This window comes from Peribacillus sp. JNUCC 23 (assembly GCF_053653995.1).
The window spans coordinates 4,646,523-4,663,756 of sequence record NZ_CM132202.1 but is presented as its reverse complement, the minus strand read 5'-3'; the positions used below and the strand labels follow the sequence as shown (position 1 = coordinate 4,663,756).

Below are 17,234 nucleotides of genomic sequence, written 5' to 3'. Positions count from 1 at the left end.
GTTATATAATTAATAAACTGATTATATTGAGGAGTTGAAAAAGAATATGTTCATGCGATATAAAGTATTTTATTTTGTCTTTAGCCTGATGGCGGTAGCTTTTGTTTTGACGGGTTGTGGGACATCAACAGAAAGTGGACGATCAGAGGGGAAGACGGTAAAGGAATCGGATGAAAAAACGGATTATTCAACAGCTGTGAAAGAAAATCCAATCGTAACGATTACTATGAACAATGATGAAAAAATTATTGTTGAACTAGAGCCTTCTACAGCTCCTAATACGGTAGCTAATTTTATTTCTTTAGTTGAAGAAGGTTATTATGATGGTCTTGTTTTTCATCGGGTTATCCCTGATTTTATGATCCAAGGAGGAGATCCTTCAGGAAATGGATCAGGTGGACCAGGATATTCGATTGAAGGTGAATTTTCTAAAAATGGTTTTGAAAATAATCTGAAACATGAACGTGGTGTCATTTCAATGGCACGGACGAGTGATCCAAATTCTGCGGGATCGCAATTTTTTATTATGGTAGAAGAAGCGCTAAATCTTGACGGAGAATATGCTGCTTTTGGGAAAGTAATAAAGGGTATGGAAACAGTAGATGCGATCGTTGCCACTGAACGAGATTCTGCAGATAAGCCATTAGAAGATCAGCAAATGAAAAAGGTCGAAGTGGATACGAAGGGCTTTGACTACCCTGCTCCAGAAGTACAAAAATAGAGGATGTGACAGTCCGAAATCCAGTGACTTTGTTGTATACTGGGAGCTTTGATCCAACAGCTTGTCATAAGGGATTGGCAGGGAAATACAATTTGATTATATTGTAAGTATTAATATAGATAAAAGACATTTGGGCACAACTTTAATCAGGTTGTGTCTTTTTTTATTCTACATTAACGGACAGGAAAACCCTACCTATCGTAAAATGAAACGAAATAAAATTACATGATTTGTGATTAATAAATGATAATAGTTGAAAAAATAAACGAACATGCTCCAATTTATCCACTTGACAAGATTATTCGAAGAGTATAAGATATTTTAAGTTCACAAGATGATGCGATAACCAACAGTTGCAGCGAATTCTGTATTATTCTAAGTATTAAATGTAAAATGTGATGCAATATTATCTCTTTACCATGATCAAGGACATATTGTCGCTAAGATGGCAGATTTTCATAGAACGATTTCTGTTATAAATGGATTACTTTTGTATAAGACTAAATGAATAAGTGGGAAAAAGGATTAGTAGTTTTAATTCCTTACATTTCTGCCCTTTTTTGTAAGCCATTGCAAGTGTGGTAAAGGAGTTAATATAATTGAGGAACAGTTTTAGTTATTTGGTGAAAGTACAGAAACGTTGTATGTAGGAACATATCTATATCGTCATGTGTAAAAGAAACAAATTGCAGCATTTTTATTTATAAAAAACTAATAAAATTTACATCAGGAGGATATTATGCCGTTAGTAATTATTGCAATAGGGGTACTATTATTACTTATTTTAATTATGGCCTTCAAATTAAACACATTTGTTTCATTAATCATTGTTTCAGTCGTTGTAGCTTTAGCACTGGGCATGCCTATGGCGGATGTTATGAAATCAATTGAAAGCGGTTTAGGCGGAACGCTAGGTCATATTGCATTAATCTTTGGAATGGGCGCAATGCTTGGTAGGTTAATTGCAGATGCAGGTGGAGCCAATCGTATTGCCACAACATTAATTGACAAATTTGGGGAAAAAAGAATTCAATGGGCTGTTTTATTTGCTTCATTTATTGTAGGAATTGCGTTATTTCTTGAAGTAACAATCGTATTATTAGTTCCAATTATATTCTCAATCGCAAAAGAATTAAAAATTTCTATTGTACGCTTAGGTCTTCCTATGGTTACTGCTGCATTAGCGACACACGCTTTCTTGCCTCCGCATCCAGGCCCAACAGCAGTAGCTGCAGAATACGGTGCAAATATTGGCTTAGTTTTAATTTACGGAATTATTGTCGCGATACCAACTGTTGTATTAGCGGGTATTTTGTATCCTAAGCTTGCTAAAAAAATTGTACCGACTGCGTTTACTAGAGAAGGCAGTGAGTCTTTTGGTATTCAAAAAACATTCAAAATAGAAGAAACACCTGGTTTTGGTATCAGTGTATTTACAGCATTATTTCCGGTTATTTTAATGGCTTTAGGTGCCGCGGTTGATATGATGCAACCAGCTATGGGATTTGCTGATAATATGTTTGTAAGCATTATTCGTTTTATTGGTAACTCTTCGTTTGCTATGTTGCTTTCTTTATTGCTGGCAATCTATACAATGGGAATCCGAAGAAATGTTCCGATAAAGAATTTGATGAATTCTTGTTCTTCAGCCATTAATTCCTTGGGTATGCTACTTTTAATTATTGGTGGCGGTGGTGCATTAAAACAAGTCCTTATTGATGGTGGCGTTGGTGATTATGTCGCTAAAATATTTGAAGGATCTGCTATGTCACCTGTTTTCTTTGCATGGACTGTCGCAGCAATATTGCGTATTTGCTTAGGATCGGGAACAGTTGCAACTTTAACAACTGCAGGGTTGGTTCTTCCATCGCTTGCTACAATCCCTGATGTTAACTTAGAACTAGTCGCACTTGCAACAGGAGCTGGTAGTGCAATTGCATCACATGTTAATGATGCTGGATTCTGGATGGTTAAAGAATCATTGGGAATGACTTTGAAAGAAGCATTTGGAACTTATACTGTACTTTCCACCATTGTTGCTGTATCGGGATTAGCATGTACTTTACTATTAGATTTAATTTTTTAAAATAACAGAAGTGAAAAAGGGGTTCGGAATAGCTTTATTCCGAATCCCTTTTATGTATTGCATACGAATTGTTACGGTGAATCGCATTATAAGTCAAATGATTCATGCGATATTTTTGAAATCGCTTTACTAACTACTTTTACTTTAGTAGAAATTCGCTTATAATCAAATAGTGTTGCAAAATGCACAAATCCCTTTTAGGGTCGATAAGAAATCTTTATCCCGCTTTAATGAGCAGTAAAACGCCCATTGATTGAAGTTTCACTTTCTGAAAACGGGTTGACTTTGCAGTCATAAATTTATCGAATCATACATTAAAAATCGTTTGAAAAATATAGAGATAGGTGGAATTAGGATGAATGAGAAGTATGAACGACTGAAAGAAATCTTAAAAGAGATGGACAATGTTGTTGTTGCTTTTTCTGGTGGTGTTGATAGTACGTTGTTATTAAAAGTTGCGGTTGATGTTTTAGGAGTTGAAAAGGTCTTGGCTGTTACGGCTGATTCTGAAACGTACCCTTCAAGTGAATTAGAAGAAGCTAAGAAGCTAGCTAAAATGATTGGTGCAACACATCAAGTTATTGAAACCTCTGAACTGAATATACCGGGCTACGCAGAAAATGACCGGAACCGTTGTTATTTCTGTAAAAATGGGTTGTTCGAACAAATCGTTCCGATCATGCATCAGAAGGGATTTAAAAATGTCGTATATGGTTTAATTGCTGATGATATGAGTGAACATCGTCCTGGAGTACGTGCAGCCAAAGAACATGGCGTCCGTGGACCGCTTCAAGAGGCGAATCTTTATAAAGAAGAAATTCGTGAACTTTCAAAACAATTAAACTTGCCTACTTGGGAAAAACCTTCGTTCGCATGTCTTTCTTCACGAATCGCATATGGTGAAAGAATTACACAAGAAAAACTAACAAAGGTTGAAAAATCTGAGGCTTATATAAAAGGATTAGGGATTAGACAAGTACGCGTTCGAACGCATCAAGAGATTGCTAGGATTGAAGTGGAGCCTCAAGATATGCAGGTAGTATTAACAAATCATAAAGATATCATGGAAAATCTTCAACGATTTGGCTACAAATATGTTACCCTTGATCTTAAAGGCTATGTAAGCGGCAGCATGAATAAAGTGTTAACAACAAGTCTTAACTAAAGGAAAGTTATCAAAAAAGGGGAGAAAAATAGTTTCTTCAAATAATGTTGCCTTTATACCGCCATCTTTAGAAAGATTGCTGCAGCTGGTTAAATGAATTTGCACAGGAGCGTCTCTATCTTTTTGATCGCAGGCACACATCCGCTTGCCTGCGATCAAAAAGGAAAAGGCGATATTTCTTTTAAGAGAGCCAAATAATAAAATCCCTCCTGAGAGGTAAATAGATATTGGGAAGTTCTCTGTCTTAAGCCTGAGAGGGCTTTTTTTATACTACTTCAAAAAGAGGTAAGCTATTACTAGCGGTTGCTCAAAAATTTTGGTTCTCTCACGGATTATTGTATATGCGCAGGTCCTCTCGAGATGCGCTCCTCGAACTTCGAGGCTCTTTTTTGAACACGCACTACTAGGAAATATTTATGTTTATTTTTGAAACAGAAGGTGAAGGGGAATATGATTAAAGCATTGGCAATTGTCCCTTATGAGGGACTGTTTGAAATGATGAAAGAGATCGGTCAAGAAGTTGAAGATATTCAATTACAAATTGAATTAGGTAATTTATATGAAGGAGTGGCCATTGCTAAGGATGCTGAAAATAATGGCTACCATGTCATAATCAGCCGTGGCGGTACAGCTTCAATGATTCAGGAGGCTGTATCTATACCAGTGATTGACATTCAAGTGTCTGGCTATGATGTATTACGTATTTTAACACTTGTAAAAGGATTTTCAGGTAAAGCCGCAATCGTTGGATTCTCGAATATTACACAAGGTGCTGCTACGATATGTAAGCTTCTTGATTTAGACATTAAAACATTAACGATTACAAAAGATACTGAGGTTAAAGAAAAATTAACGAATTTAAAAAAACTTGGCTATGAAGTGGTGATCGGAGATGTGGTTACGGTTCAAACTGCTAAGCAATTAGGTCTGACAGGCGTTTTAATCACATCCGGAAAGGAAGCCATTATTGATGCATTAGAAGAAACGAGAAGGTCATATGGCTTATTCTCGCGGCTGCAACAGGATGTTTCATTATTTAAATCTATTCTCGACTGTAACGAACAGGTGATCGGGGTTATTAATAGAGAAGAGAAAATTATTTATGGAAATGAACGTTTCAATAAAGAATTTCAGTGGCTGAAATTAGAGAATTCGACAGATGTACAAAAGTTGATACAAGAAGCCGTCTTAACACGTGAAAAGCAAACAAAAACAGTTCACATCAATCAGTCATTTTGGACAATCACAGCATGTCCTAAAGAAGATGCTACTGTATTATATTTTGAAAAAGGACTTCCTAATCAAACTATTGTACAGGGTGGGGACGTGAACCTAAATGCAATAGAATTTCATACATCCGCTTCTTATATCCCTATTTCCGGGAAAAGCGAACTGATTCAGAAGGTGTTAAAGCAAATAGATCAATACAGTAAAAGTGAAGAACCTGTGTGGATATCGGGGGAAAAGGGGAACGGAAAAGAATTAGCTGCCCACTCCATTTATTTAAAAAGGAAAACAATGAATGAACCATTTATCATATTGAATTGTGACTTATTAAGTGCAGAACAACTGAAAAATCTAATGAATGAAGACTTTATTCGAAAATACGCCAATGGAGTTACGTACTTAAAAAATATCGATAAATTGAACTCTTATATGCAAAAGGAGTTATATCATATACTCAAGAATGAAAATGATAAAAAGCTGCAATGGCTAGTGTCTTCTGAGGATAATATTGAAGAAAAGGTCAAAAATGGCACATTTCATCGTGATTTGTATCATACATTGGCTCAATTAAAAATTCACATACCACCACTCCGAGAACGCAGAAAAGATATTGAGGATTTAGTCCATGTATTTATTTCAGAGTTGCGTCCAAGGTATGGAAATGAAGTGATTGGAATTCGACTAGATGCTTTGGAAGAGATTACCGACTATGATTGGCCAGGAAATGTAGAACAACTTAAACAAGTAATCGAACAATTATTTTTACAATCACATTCTTATTATATCGAGAAAGAAGAAGTTGAAACAGTTTTTAAACGATTAGAACAGCAAGAAAAGAATGATGCATTAACACATATCGATATAAGTGGCACATTAGAAGAAATAGAGAAACAAGTGATAACTAAAGTCCTTGAAGAGGAAGGATTAAATCAATCAAAAACAGCAAAACGTTTAGGGATTAACCGTTCTACCTTGTGGCGCAAGCTAAAATAGCAGCTTGCGTCTTTTTTGTGTACAAAGCGAAGTATAAATTGATGCAAATAACAACGTAATAAATATTTATAAAAAAGAATTTAAAAAAATTGCTAAATGCAACGTTTTGATTTATCATTACTGCTGTAAGCGTTTGTAGTGTTTGGAAATAAAACTGTATATGGGGCAGTTTAAGAAAAATTGGTATGTTGCAGAATTTAAATGAGCGACAAATAGAAAACTTATAATGCAATAATGAATAGACGATATGAGCCGAATGAAAAAGACGTAACCAATACAAACTATTATTGCGTGCAGAATTAACAAATATGAAAGATTTCGCAATGATGTTATCTGCTCCTGACTTAAGAGTTATTCATGTGGCCACCCATATTGGGCTTATTGATGCAATCAATGAAATTAACGTTGAGTGCCAATATACAGTTATTAAATTTGCGCACGAAATATTACAAAAGGTAGGGATTAAATCTCCTTGAATCGCAGTTTGTGGTATTAATTCACATGTTGTAGAAAATGGATTTTTTGGAAATAGTAAAGAAGAAAAATTATTTCAGCCATAGAAAAAGCGCGCGTAGAAGAAATTAATGTACAGAGATCACTTCCAGCGGATACATGATTCTTTAGAGCAAAACATGGCGACTTTGAAATGGTTGTTGTGTAATACCATGATTAAGTGCATGGGCCAATTAAAGTGTTAGGTCCAGAAGCTGAAGTAAATATCACTGTTGGTCTTCCTACGATTCGTACAAGCGTTGACCATGGAACAGCTTTTGATCGCTTTAGAAAAATATTGCAGACGAGCAATCGATCGTTAAAAGAAGCGATTCCGATGGCGATTGAATTAGCTACTGAGAAATAATTAATAATGGTGGTAGTAAAGCAAGGGATCTATTAGAGATCTTTTGCTCTTATATGTATAAAGAGTTGTTTAGTTTGAAAGGAGTGTAGAATGATGTCTTTCCCAAAAATTGCAAAAATAAGACAAAAATTCGAAGTAGAAAGTTTAGATAATATCCCTGTAACGATCACGGAGCAGTTTCAGCATGTGAAAGCAGAGGATAAAATTAAGCCTGGTATGGAAGTGGCGATTACAGTTGGAAGCCGCGGGATTGCAAATATACCATTAATCGTCAAAAGTGTTGCTGATGAGATTAAAAAGTTAGGTGCAACGCCGTTTATTGTCCCTGCAATGGGAAGCCATGGAGGAGCGACAGCTGAAGGCCAAATTGAGGTGCTAGATGGATTAGGGGTTACCGAAGAGTCAACGGGCTGTGAAATTCGTTCTTCTATGGAAGTTGTTGAAATTGGTGTCACATCAGCAGGTATTCCTGTATATCTTGATAAACATGCTTATCATGCGGATGGAATTATCATCATGGGACGTGTTAAGCCACATACAGATTTTAAGAAAGACATCGAGAGCGGTGTCTTAAAAATGGCATCCATTGGAATTGGGAAGCATAAGCAGGCACTTGCATTACACACATATGGCATTAAAGGAATTCGCGATATGATGCCTGAAGTTGGAAAAGTAGCAATTAAAAACTCAAACACATTGTTTGGTATCGCTATTGTTGAAAACGCACATGAGGAAACAGCAATTATAGAAGCAATCGAGCCAGAACAAATTGAAGAACGTGAAAGAGAACTGTTGGTAAAAGCCTTTGATATGATGCCAAGCTTACCATTAGAAGAAATGGATATTTTAGTTGTGGACGAAATTGGTAAAAATTACAGTGGCACGGGTATGGATACAAATATTATCGGACGAATTCGTGTATTGGGAGTAGAAGAGCCGAAAAAGCCAAGTATTAAATATGTCATTGCTTCAAATATAAGTGAGGCTAGCCATGGGAATGCCCTTGGTATTGGCTTGTCTGATTTAACGACTAAACGTTTGTTTGAAAAAATTGATTATCAAGCAATGAATGAAAATGTTGTAACGAGTACATTTTTAGATCGAGCTAAAATTCCGATCGTTCTTGATAATGACCAAGAGGCATTAAAAGCAGCTCTACGTGCAAATTGGGGCGTTTCGTCTGTTGAGGCAAGAATTGTACGTATCCCCAATACTCTTCATCTTGGTGAGCTATACGTATCTGAGGTTATATTTAATGAACTAAAAGATAAAGAAAACATCGAAGTATTAGAGGATCTGCATGAAATGAAGTTTGATGAAGACGGTTATTTCTTGCCGATGTAATAGGCATCCTTTTTGAGGATTTAAGCTTTGATAGATAGCAGACATCAAAAAACGGCTTTCCAGATGGAAGCCGTTTTTTGTATCTTAAAATTTTTTGGATAAATCAAGACGGAAAGGTTCACGTCCAGCGACTAATTTTGGCTAGAAGTACAAGAACGTTTTCCCAATAATGGAGTGTGGTATACACATCTGCCCTATAATGTTTCACATGAAACAGTTATAGGTGGAGGGAAACTTAATTGGAAAATTATATAAATTAATGGTGCGGAGAGAGTTGGATTGTCTAGCAGTTTTGAGACGACTATGTAACCTACATTCTCATTAAGCCTTGTCAAGAGACACAGTAGCAAAATCGTTTGGCTATACATCCAAACGATTCTTCTGAGCGGTTTAAAAGGGAAGCAGGTTGGAATGAATTAAAGTATATTAATATACTAATAGGGTTAATGGGATCTATTTTTATGTTTTGAATGCTCCCTTTTAGCAATTTATATAATGGGAAATCCTACTTGTTTATATATAGGAGAGAAGGACTAGGCAAAAGATGATAAAATAAGAGTAACAAAGAAATAAATTGAGTATAAGAGGGAGATTGAATGTGAATATAAATGTACATCATCCACCTGATTATTCATCCGTTCCACAGGATAATTTAATTTTAGAACATTATGGCATAAATGAACTAAATTTTGAGTCTATTAAAAAGTACCGAGAAAAATTCTCTGCTATTAAGCCAGATCATCCTTGGAATGGATTGGAGATGAAGGAGTTTTTATATAAAATTGGTGCATGGGGAAAGGTGCGAAACACGAATAAGGAAGGCTTGACTCTTGCCGGTTTACTGATGTTTAGTGAAGAAAGGATCATTACGGAGGTATTGCCCCAGTATTTTCTTGAGTATCGAGAAAGCTTAGAGGAAACACTAAATGAGGGATGGTCCCAACGTTTTACTTCACAGGATGGAACTTGGTCGGGGAATGTATTTGACTTTTATTTTAAAGCGAGCACTGATTTAGTTGCTGATTTTAATACTTCATATAAAAGTAATGATTTTACTCAGTCTGACGAGATCGTTGCTATATCTTGCTTATATGAATCATTGATAAATACTTTAGTCCACTCCGATTACTATGGAGAAGGTGGGGTTGTAGTTGAAAAAGAAAAGGCCTTATTTCGATTCTCAAACCCTGGTCTTTTTCGTATATCAATAGAACAAGCATTAGAGGGAAATATAAGCAACCTTCGTAACCCTAATCTCTTTAAAATGTTTATTTTAATTGGGCTTTGTAAAAGGACCGGTTCCGGATTAAGAGGCATTGAAACGACATGGAGACATTATGGGAATGATGCTTTTGATTTAATCCAAGATTCAGAGTCAGAGCGTACGATTCTCACGTTACATGTAACTCTAAATTTATTAGAGGAAGAAGAACAATCTGAGACAATAATCGAAAATGATCTTCCCTTATTTCCCGAAGAAGATGAGCTGTTAATGGAGAATTTTGACGTCTTTGAGAACTCCGAAAATGAAAAAAACAACTCCTATAATAGTGGAAGTGACGTCGTTGATAAGAATGATAACTCCTATAATAGTGAAGAAATCTCCTATAATAACAAGGGTTACTCCTATAATAATGGAAGTGACTCCTATAACAAAGATGATAACTCCTATAATAGCGAAGATAACTCCTGTAATAAACAAGGTAACTCCTGTAATAATGACTACGACTCCTATAACAAAGAAAAGCGCTCTTTGGATAGTTTTAATGATGTTTTGAACTCCTATAATAGTGAAGTGCATGCGACAAATGAGGGAAAAACAAATATAGAGGTAAGTAATTCGACAAATGGATCAGAAGAGGAAGAAATAAATGTATCTTCTCCCAAAGAAATAAAAGAAATATTATGGGAAATATCAGAGCTTGCCAGAAGGAAAAAGCGCTTATCACCGAGCGTAATGGAAGAGATGATTGTAAGACTTTGTGCCTATAAGCCGTTAATGATAAAAGAACTAGCAGATTTATTAGAGAGAACACCTGATGGATTAAGAAATAATTATTTAGTAAAGCTATTAAATAAAGGGAGAGTAAGGTTGAAATATCCCAATCAAATAAATCACCCGAGGCAAGCTTATATAACTGTTGAGAAACAAAGAAAGTAAAGCTACATCTTTCTTGCATATAGTAACTAAGTTATAAGAGTATAGAAAATCGTATTTTTTGACTGCATAGAATTTAAATAAGCAATACTAGTAAAGGCTAGCATTGCTTATTTCTTTTATATCATTATCTAATCAATGAATCATTCGTATTATTTTGTATAGTTATCAAAATAACCTTGTATAAAGACGATAGGTGTACCTTTATCGCCACTTCCTGAAGTTAAATCAGATAGAGAACCTATTAGGTCAGTAAGTTTTCTAGGCGTCGTACCTTGTGCTTCCATTGTTCCTACAAGATCAGCACCTTTATTGTTAATGTATTGAGAGATCGCTTGTTGAAGTTCTTCGCCTCTTAAATCAGCAAAGTTATTATCAGCAAGATATTTTAACTTTACTTCATTAGGTGTTCCATCAAGCCCGGATGTGTAAGCGGGCGATACGACTGGATCAGCAAGTTCCCAAATCTTACCTACCGGATCTTTGAATGCTCCATCTCCATAAACCATGACTTCAACATCTTTTCCAGTCTTTTCTTTAAGCATATGTTGTATGTTATCAACGACAGGTTGGCAGTTACGTGGGAAAAGTTTCACACTATCTTCTGTTGCTTTATTAGAGCCAAGCAGACCATAAGCTTCATTACATCCGCTGCCATCAATAGACGCTGCTAATATGTTATCAAGGCTATAAATTTTTTCTCCACCATTTGCTTTTAAGATTTTCTTTGTTCTGAATCTTGTATGGATATCACAAGTAAGAACACTTTTTGTGTAATTTAAGATGGTTTTTGCATTATTTGAGAAGATCACTTCGCATTCAACGCCGCATTCTTCAACTAACGATTTATAATATTCAATATAATCAACGCCAGTAAAAGGATGTTTATTATAGCCAAAATGATCACGGAATTGTTTTTCTGTTAATACATCTGTCCAAGGGTTAACTCCCTTTTCATCAAGAACGTCAATATCAACTAAGTGATTGCCAACTTCATCAGATGGGTAGCTAAGCATTAAAACAATTTTTTTTGCTCCTTTTGCAATACCGCGGAGCAAGTTTGAAAAACGATTACGACTTAAGATAGGAAAAATAACACCAACAGTATCTTCTGCGAATTTTGCTTTAACATCTTTAGCGATATGATCAATCGTCGCGTAGTTCCCTTGAGCACGAGCTACGATTGATTCTGTTAATGTAACGATATCTTTATCATTAATGTTGAAGCCTTCCACTTCTGCAGCTTTTAACACACTATCAACAACGATTTCTTCGATGTTATCCCCTTGATTGATGATTGGACAACGAAGACCTCTTACAACTGTTCCTACAACTCTTTCCAAAATAATCGCTCCTTAAACTCACAAAGTTAATTTATAGTATGTCCCTACTTGTACTATACATCGTTTTAGTGATATAAGTAAAATGGATATATCGAATGGTGGGTATAAGGAGTGCTTATATGGTAAGTAAATTAGATTTATATAAAGTATTTTATAAGGTAGGAAAAAGCGAGAGTTTTTCTAAGGCAGCAAAAGACCTTTATATGACACAACCAGCTGTCAGTCAAGCGATCATGCAGTTAGAAAGAGAATTAGATATCCGTCTATTTAATAGAACTCCAAAGGGAGTATCATTAACAAACGAGGGCAGTCTTCTATTTGAATATGTTCATTTGGCCCTTAATTTAATTGATGTTGGGGAAGAAAAGATTTTGGAGTTTAAAAATTTAACGACAGGGGAATTAAAGATAGGTGTGGGTGATACGATATCTAGGTATTATTTACTTCCTTATTTAGAAGCCTTTCATAATCAATATCCTAATATTAAATTAAAGATTGTTAATGGTACAACATTAGAGATTTGTTCTATTTTAAAATCAGGAGAAGTTGATATAGCAATTTGTAATTTTCCCCTTGATGATCCTACATTAGAACTTATCCCATGTATTGATGTCCACGATATTTTTGTTTGTGGGGAGAAATATAAGAATAGCTTATCTAAGCCAATAAGCCTTAATGAAGTAGTAAAACTGCCCTTAATATTACTCGAACCGAAATCGATTTCCAGAAAGTATGTTGAGGATTTTATGATATCTAAAGGTATTAAGATTTCGCCAGAATTTGAATTAGGATCCCATGATTTATTATTGGAGTTTGCTAAGATAAATTTAGGAATTGCATGTGTGACGAAAGAATTTTCCCAAGAATATTTAAATAATGGACTAGTGTATGAAGTTCAATTAATGGAGGAAATACCAAAGAGAAATATCGGTGTCTGTTTTTTGAAAAGTGTACCATTATCGCCAGCTTCAACGAAATTTGTTGAGATCATAGAAAATAAATAAGTATAAGTGCATGTTCAAAAAAGAGGATAAAAAGAGCCGAAAAGTTCGAGGAGCGCATCTCGAGAGAACCTGCGCGTATGGAGTAATACGTGAGGAACGGTAGAGACAGAGCTTTGAAGCAATCCGCAAGCTTTTTTACCGGACTTTTTGAACCACCTCTATAAAGAGTATTTCGCTAAATTAGTATTTCAACCATTTAATTGTTGGAGCCTTGAGGACTTTTAGATACCAAAAAGGGGTAGCCAGACTTAGTCAGTCTATATGGCTACTCCCTTTGACTCTTATTCAAAAATGAGGTTGTTATAACAACCTATTAAGCTAACGTTGGCATATCCAAAAGAACTGCATGATGGTTTAAAGGATAGGACTTACGAGTAAACCTGAAAAAGATTGCTAGCTGAGCATAATGAGGAATCTGACAACATAATTCCTCTCTTTTAGCCTGCATACTTTAAGCACCTTTTTTACTTGTATATCCCCCCTGAATCGATTCCAAGTCTCAACTTGGATAAAACGTAGAGAGAAAATAGCGAGAGACAAATCAAGTGCCCAATAAAAAGGCTATCCGGAAGGGGGGATACCGGGGAGAACGAGAATAAAAAATTAGGAGACTGTAAAAATTAACTTACTATTTTATGCAATACGATCTTCCTTGTGAATGTCATTAGGTTCGCTTTTATAATAGTATTTTCCTTTTGTGAAAATTGCTATAATGACTGTAAGTATAGCTGCTAGAATCGCAGCAAAGAATGCTGCAGTACTTTGTAAGAACGCTCCCATATATCCTAATGCTGCTATTGTCCCTAAGCCGCTTGCAATTAGTAAAGACACGACTCCAACGGGATTCCATTTATATAAATACTTCTGGCGAGCCTCATAATAACCAGGTCCAATTTTCAGTAATTTTTTCACAACCATGGCGTCAGTGACTAATATGGCAGCCCAAGCCAATAAAAAGACTCCCTGGAATGTCATTGCTGTATCTAAATGATCCACTATGTCACATAGCATTAAAACGATCGCCGATATACCGGATACAATAACCCAGAATCGTCTGCCAGGTGTAAATTTAAAGATGTTTTCGAAGAAGTTAGATAATGATAAGGAACTGCTATATATATTTGTCACATTAATTCTCAATTGGGTTAGCATGGTGAATAATGCTCCTCCAATACCAAGAAGCAGTACGATGTAAACCCCTGGATTTGGTTCGCCCAGACGAACACCAAACCATATGCCAAGACCACCCATGACACCAAAACAGAAAATCTGTGGAATAAATCCAATCGCAACCGATCCTACTTTGATATCTTTTGGTTTAAGGAAACGGGCATAGTCCGAAGCAAGCAGGGCTGTCAAACCCATGATCCCGTGGTGCATGCCGATACAAAGTAGTAAAGCCTTACCCCCGACTTGAACGCCATCTGGCATATATGTCCAAAAACTCCCTTCATATACTGACGGTGTGTAAATGGATACAATGATTGCGGTTACCAAAAAAACAGCAAAAATAGGTAAAGACCACTTTTGTAATTTATCTAATTGTTTTATACCAAACCAATTCAAAGGAATAACGATTGTTCCGAAGAGAACGATTAGCGCCCATTCTGGAATGACCGGGAAGAAGGTATGAATGGCTGAAACTAAAATCAAGCCTTCAAACGCACAATACATAATGAAGTTTGTTGCATAAATGAACGAGGTTAATGATGCGCCTATATAGCCAAATCCGCCCCCTCTGGATAATAAATTGACGTTCATACCGGACTTTGCTGAAAGATAAGCAATGAATGTTCCGAGTATACCGGCTACGATTATCGCATATATGGAGGATATAATGGCATTAATGGCTCCGAATTGAAGCGCCATAACGCTTCCCATTTGAAAATAAAAAATGGCTGTTGCTATACCAAAGGTAATATTTGTAATACTTAACCAACCCATATTCCTTTGTTGCCGTGGCACTCTATCTAATGAATAATCATCTTTCATTTCTTCTTTCACTTTGTGATCTGTTACATTGACAGATCTCATACGTATCTACTCCTTTTTGTGTATTATTTCACAAATTAGTTTCTGGCTGCTATGCACAGATTCATCATCCCGCTACACTCTATATTCAATATATCAATATAACTAGGGAATTATCAAACGTCATTATTGCGGTTGCTTGGTGCTTAGACTACTAGAAGCCCGCTACATCTACCAATTCCTCCTTATATCATAGGATTTGTAGCATATACTACACAATTGATGGGATATTGACGATACCTTCAGATTCATTTAACATTTGCACTTTTGTAGAAAAGCGTGTTAGGGATTTCCAAAACCTTCTTTGAGCGTATTAACTATGTTGTATACTCACCTTCTATAATAAAACGATATAAAGTTTCAATTGACGTTTTGCTAAGTGTTCTTTATGATATGAAAGAGAATTCCCGTACGTAAGCGGGAGAGGTTCATAGCTGATACCCTCTATAAAAAACTATGGATACATGGGAATTTGCCATGTCCATACTGGGCATGGCTTTTTATGTTTTATCCTTTTAGTTGCAATAGAATGATTAGCGGATCTCTCTTTTAAAACAGTGTCGGGAAACCATTTACAAGGGGGATTTTTATGTCTGGCCGAAGCAATGAAGAAGGTTTAAAGGATTTAACATTATTAGGTAATCAACATACACAATATTCATTTGATTATGCACCGGAGGTATTAGAGGCAGTAGATAATCTTCATTCGAATCGTGATTATTTCGTGAAATTTAATTGTCCGGAGTTCACTAGTTTATGCCCACTGACACACCAGCCTGATTTTGCAACGATGTATATTTCTTACGTTCCAGATCAAAAAATTGTCGAGAGTAAATCACTAAAATTATATCTTTTCAGTTTTCGTAATCATGGTGATTTCCATGAAGATTGCGTTAACATTATTATGAACGATCTAATAAAATTACTTGACCCAAGGTATATTGAAGTTTGGGGGAAATTTACACCACGTGGTGGAATTTCCATCGATCCATGGTGCAATTATGGGAAACCAGGTACCAAGTACGAAGAGATGGCCAGTTTCCGTTTGATGAATCATGATCTTTATCCTGAAAAAGTCGACAATCGTTAATCGTTAAAACAAGGTAAGGGTATTGTCGATAAGGTTATTTAATCCACCTAAAGTTATGAATTTCATATGATAGATTTAACTAATTTATATGTGTTCCATATACATTGTAAAATTTTAAAATGATAATAGAAAAACGGAAATTCCACTCAATTCGTTCATTACGAGTGGAATTTCCGTTTTTTGTATGAAGGACATGGGACGAGGCTTCGCGACTTACTCATATAGCCAATCTACTTAGCAGGCATACTTATATTATCGAGAAAGTAGCTGAAATGCCCGCTCTGCACCGCCACCATTGTGATTAAGCGAGTGTAGCGTGCTTCATGATATATCTTTCATAGTAAAGGATGGCGTTTTAACGCCATTCAGGTTTTGAATGAGGATTATCATTCTGAAATGATTAAATGGGTGCTTGTTTTCTTAAATGAATCGATGAGATTCTTATTTACATTTTGGTCCGTAATAATGTAATGAATTTTATCAAGTGTTGCAATACCAATGGTGACATCCTTACCAAATTTTGTACTGTCTGCGGCAACATAAATTTCTTTAGATAATTCAATCATTTTTTTCCTCGTAATCGCTTCTTCTAAATTATAATCAGAGATTCCTTTTTCGACTGTAATCCCACTAGCACAAATAAACGCTTTTACTATATTCAATTCGCTAAAATTGAATAAATAATCATAAGCTACTACAGACTGTTCATTATGTCTGACCTTTCCACCAATGATAATTAGCTCTACATCGCTATTTATTAGTTCTAATACAACAGGAATTGAATTCGTCACTACCGTTAGCTTCTTCTTATTTTTAATATATTTTGCAATTTGATAGGTTGTCGAACCGCTATCTATAAAAATACAATCACCGTCATAGATCAAATCGCTACATTTTTGTGCAATTACTTCTTTTTCATTTATATGGCTGACCAAGCGTTCGTCAATTGTCGATTCCCCAAATTTTGCTTCAACGAGCTTAACTCCACCATAAATTTTTTCAATTTTCCCTTGTTTTGTGAGCAGGTTTAGATCTCTACGAAGAGTATCAACAGAGACTTTTAATTCTTCAGTTAGCTCAGATATTTTGAGAACCTTTTTGACCATTAATAATTCAGTAATTTTCTGTTGTCTTTCAACTGGAAACATATATTCACCTACTCAAAGTTATCATTTTTTAAAGAAGTATTAATTCTAGTGTACTGATTACTTAT

The 17,234-nt window shown here is 35.6% G+C and carries 11 protein-coding genes, 2 pseudogenes and 1 riboswitch; of the genes and pseudogenes, 10 read left to right on the top strand and 3 right to left on the bottom strand.

Annotated elements, in window-relative coordinates:
* Positions 1-46: 46 nt before the first annotated feature.
* From JNUCC23_RS22220 to JNUCC23_RS22185, 8 genes and pseudogenes are all read left to right on the top strand, one after another.
* Positions 47-721: a peptidylprolyl isomerase gene (locus tag JNUCC23_RS22220; protein WP_082675224.1), complete on the top strand. Its 675-nt coding sequence runs from the start codon at positions 47-49 to the stop codon at positions 719-721.
* 382 nt (positions 722-1,103) lie between these two features.
* Positions 1,104-1,223 (top strand): annotated as a pseudogene (locus JNUCC23_RS22215) (4-hydroxythreonine-4-phosphate dehydrogenase PdxA); the annotation flags it as partial.
* A 237-nt stretch (positions 1,224-1,460) separates the two neighbouring features.
* Positions 1,461-2,807 (top strand): gluconate:H+ symporter, encoded by a 1,347-nt coding sequence (locus JNUCC23_RS22210; RefSeq protein WP_454213645.1) that lies wholly within the window; start codon positions 1,461-1,463, stop codon positions 2,805-2,807.
* Between the two features lie 355 nt (positions 2,808-3,162).
* A complete protein-coding gene (gene larE / locus JNUCC23_RS22205) occupies positions 3,163-3,972 on the top strand; it encodes an ATP-dependent sacrificial sulfur transferase LarE (RefSeq protein WP_062186534.1) in 810 nt (269 codons plus the stop codon).
* Positions 3,973-4,422: 450 nt separating this feature from the next.
* A complete protein-coding gene (locus JNUCC23_RS22200) occupies positions 4,423-6,192 on the top strand; it encodes a PrpR N-terminal domain-containing protein (protein WP_454213644.1) in 1,770 nt (589 codons plus the stop codon).
* 293 nt (positions 6,193-6,485) lie between these two features.
* Positions 6,486-7,051, top strand: a pseudogene (locus tag JNUCC23_RS22195) (4-hydroxythreonine-4-phosphate dehydrogenase PdxA); the annotation flags it as partial.
* 93 nt (positions 7,052-7,144) lie between these two features.
* The gene (locus JNUCC23_RS22190) at positions 7,145-8,395 is read left to right on the top strand and encodes a lactate racemase domain-containing protein (protein ID WP_454213643.1); all 1,251 of its coding nucleotides are present in this window, start codon (positions 7,145-7,147) and stop codon (positions 8,393-8,395) included.
* A 598-nt stretch (positions 8,396-8,993) separates the two neighbouring features.
* Entirely contained in the window at positions 8,994-10,556 is a 1,563-nt protein-coding gene (locus JNUCC23_RS22185; protein ID WP_454213642.1) for an ATP-binding protein, read from the top strand.
* A gap of 149 nt (positions 10,557-10,705) precedes the next feature.
* Here the strand turns inward: JNUCC23_RS22185 and JNUCC23_RS22180 are convergent, their stop codons facing one another.
* Positions 10,706-11,896, bottom strand: a complete 1,191-nt coding sequence (locus JNUCC23_RS22180) for a coenzyme F420-0:L-glutamate ligase (RefSeq protein ID WP_062186524.1) — start codon at positions 11,894-11,896, stop codon at positions 10,706-10,708.
* Positions 11,897-12,015: 119 nt separating this feature from the next.
* On the opposite strand from JNUCC23_RS22180, the gene JNUCC23_RS22175 reads away from it, so the two are divergent.
* Positions 12,016-12,900: a LysR family transcriptional regulator gene (locus JNUCC23_RS22175; RefSeq protein WP_454213640.1), complete on the top strand. Its 885-nt coding sequence runs from the start codon at positions 12,016-12,018 to the stop codon at positions 12,898-12,900.
* 633 nt (positions 12,901-13,533) lie between these two features.
* Here the strand turns inward: JNUCC23_RS22175 and JNUCC23_RS22170 are convergent.
* Complete coding sequence (locus JNUCC23_RS22170; protein WP_403076980.1) at positions 13,534-14,934, bottom strand: purine-cytosine permease family protein; 1,401 nt, start codon at positions 14,932-14,934, stop codon at positions 13,534-13,536.
* Positions 14,935-15,348: 414 nt separating this feature from the next.
* Positions 15,349-15,395: riboswitch (PreQ1 riboswitch) on the top strand.
* A 125-nt stretch (positions 15,396-15,520) separates the two neighbouring features.
* Between JNUCC23_RS22170 and queF the strand changes: the two genes are divergently transcribed.
* Complete coding sequence (gene queF / locus JNUCC23_RS22165) at positions 15,521-16,021, top strand: preQ(1) synthase (protein WP_403076983.1); 501 nt, start codon at positions 15,521-15,523, stop codon at positions 16,019-16,021.
* Between the two features lie 386 nt (positions 16,022-16,407).
* On the opposite strand, the gene JNUCC23_RS22160 is transcribed toward queF, so the two are convergent.
* Positions 16,408-17,169 (bottom strand): DeoR/GlpR family DNA-binding transcription regulator, encoded by a 762-nt coding sequence (locus JNUCC23_RS22160; RefSeq protein ID WP_403076986.1) that lies wholly within the window; start codon positions 17,167-17,169, stop codon positions 16,408-16,410.
* Between the last annotated feature and the right edge of the window lie 65 nt (positions 17,170-17,234).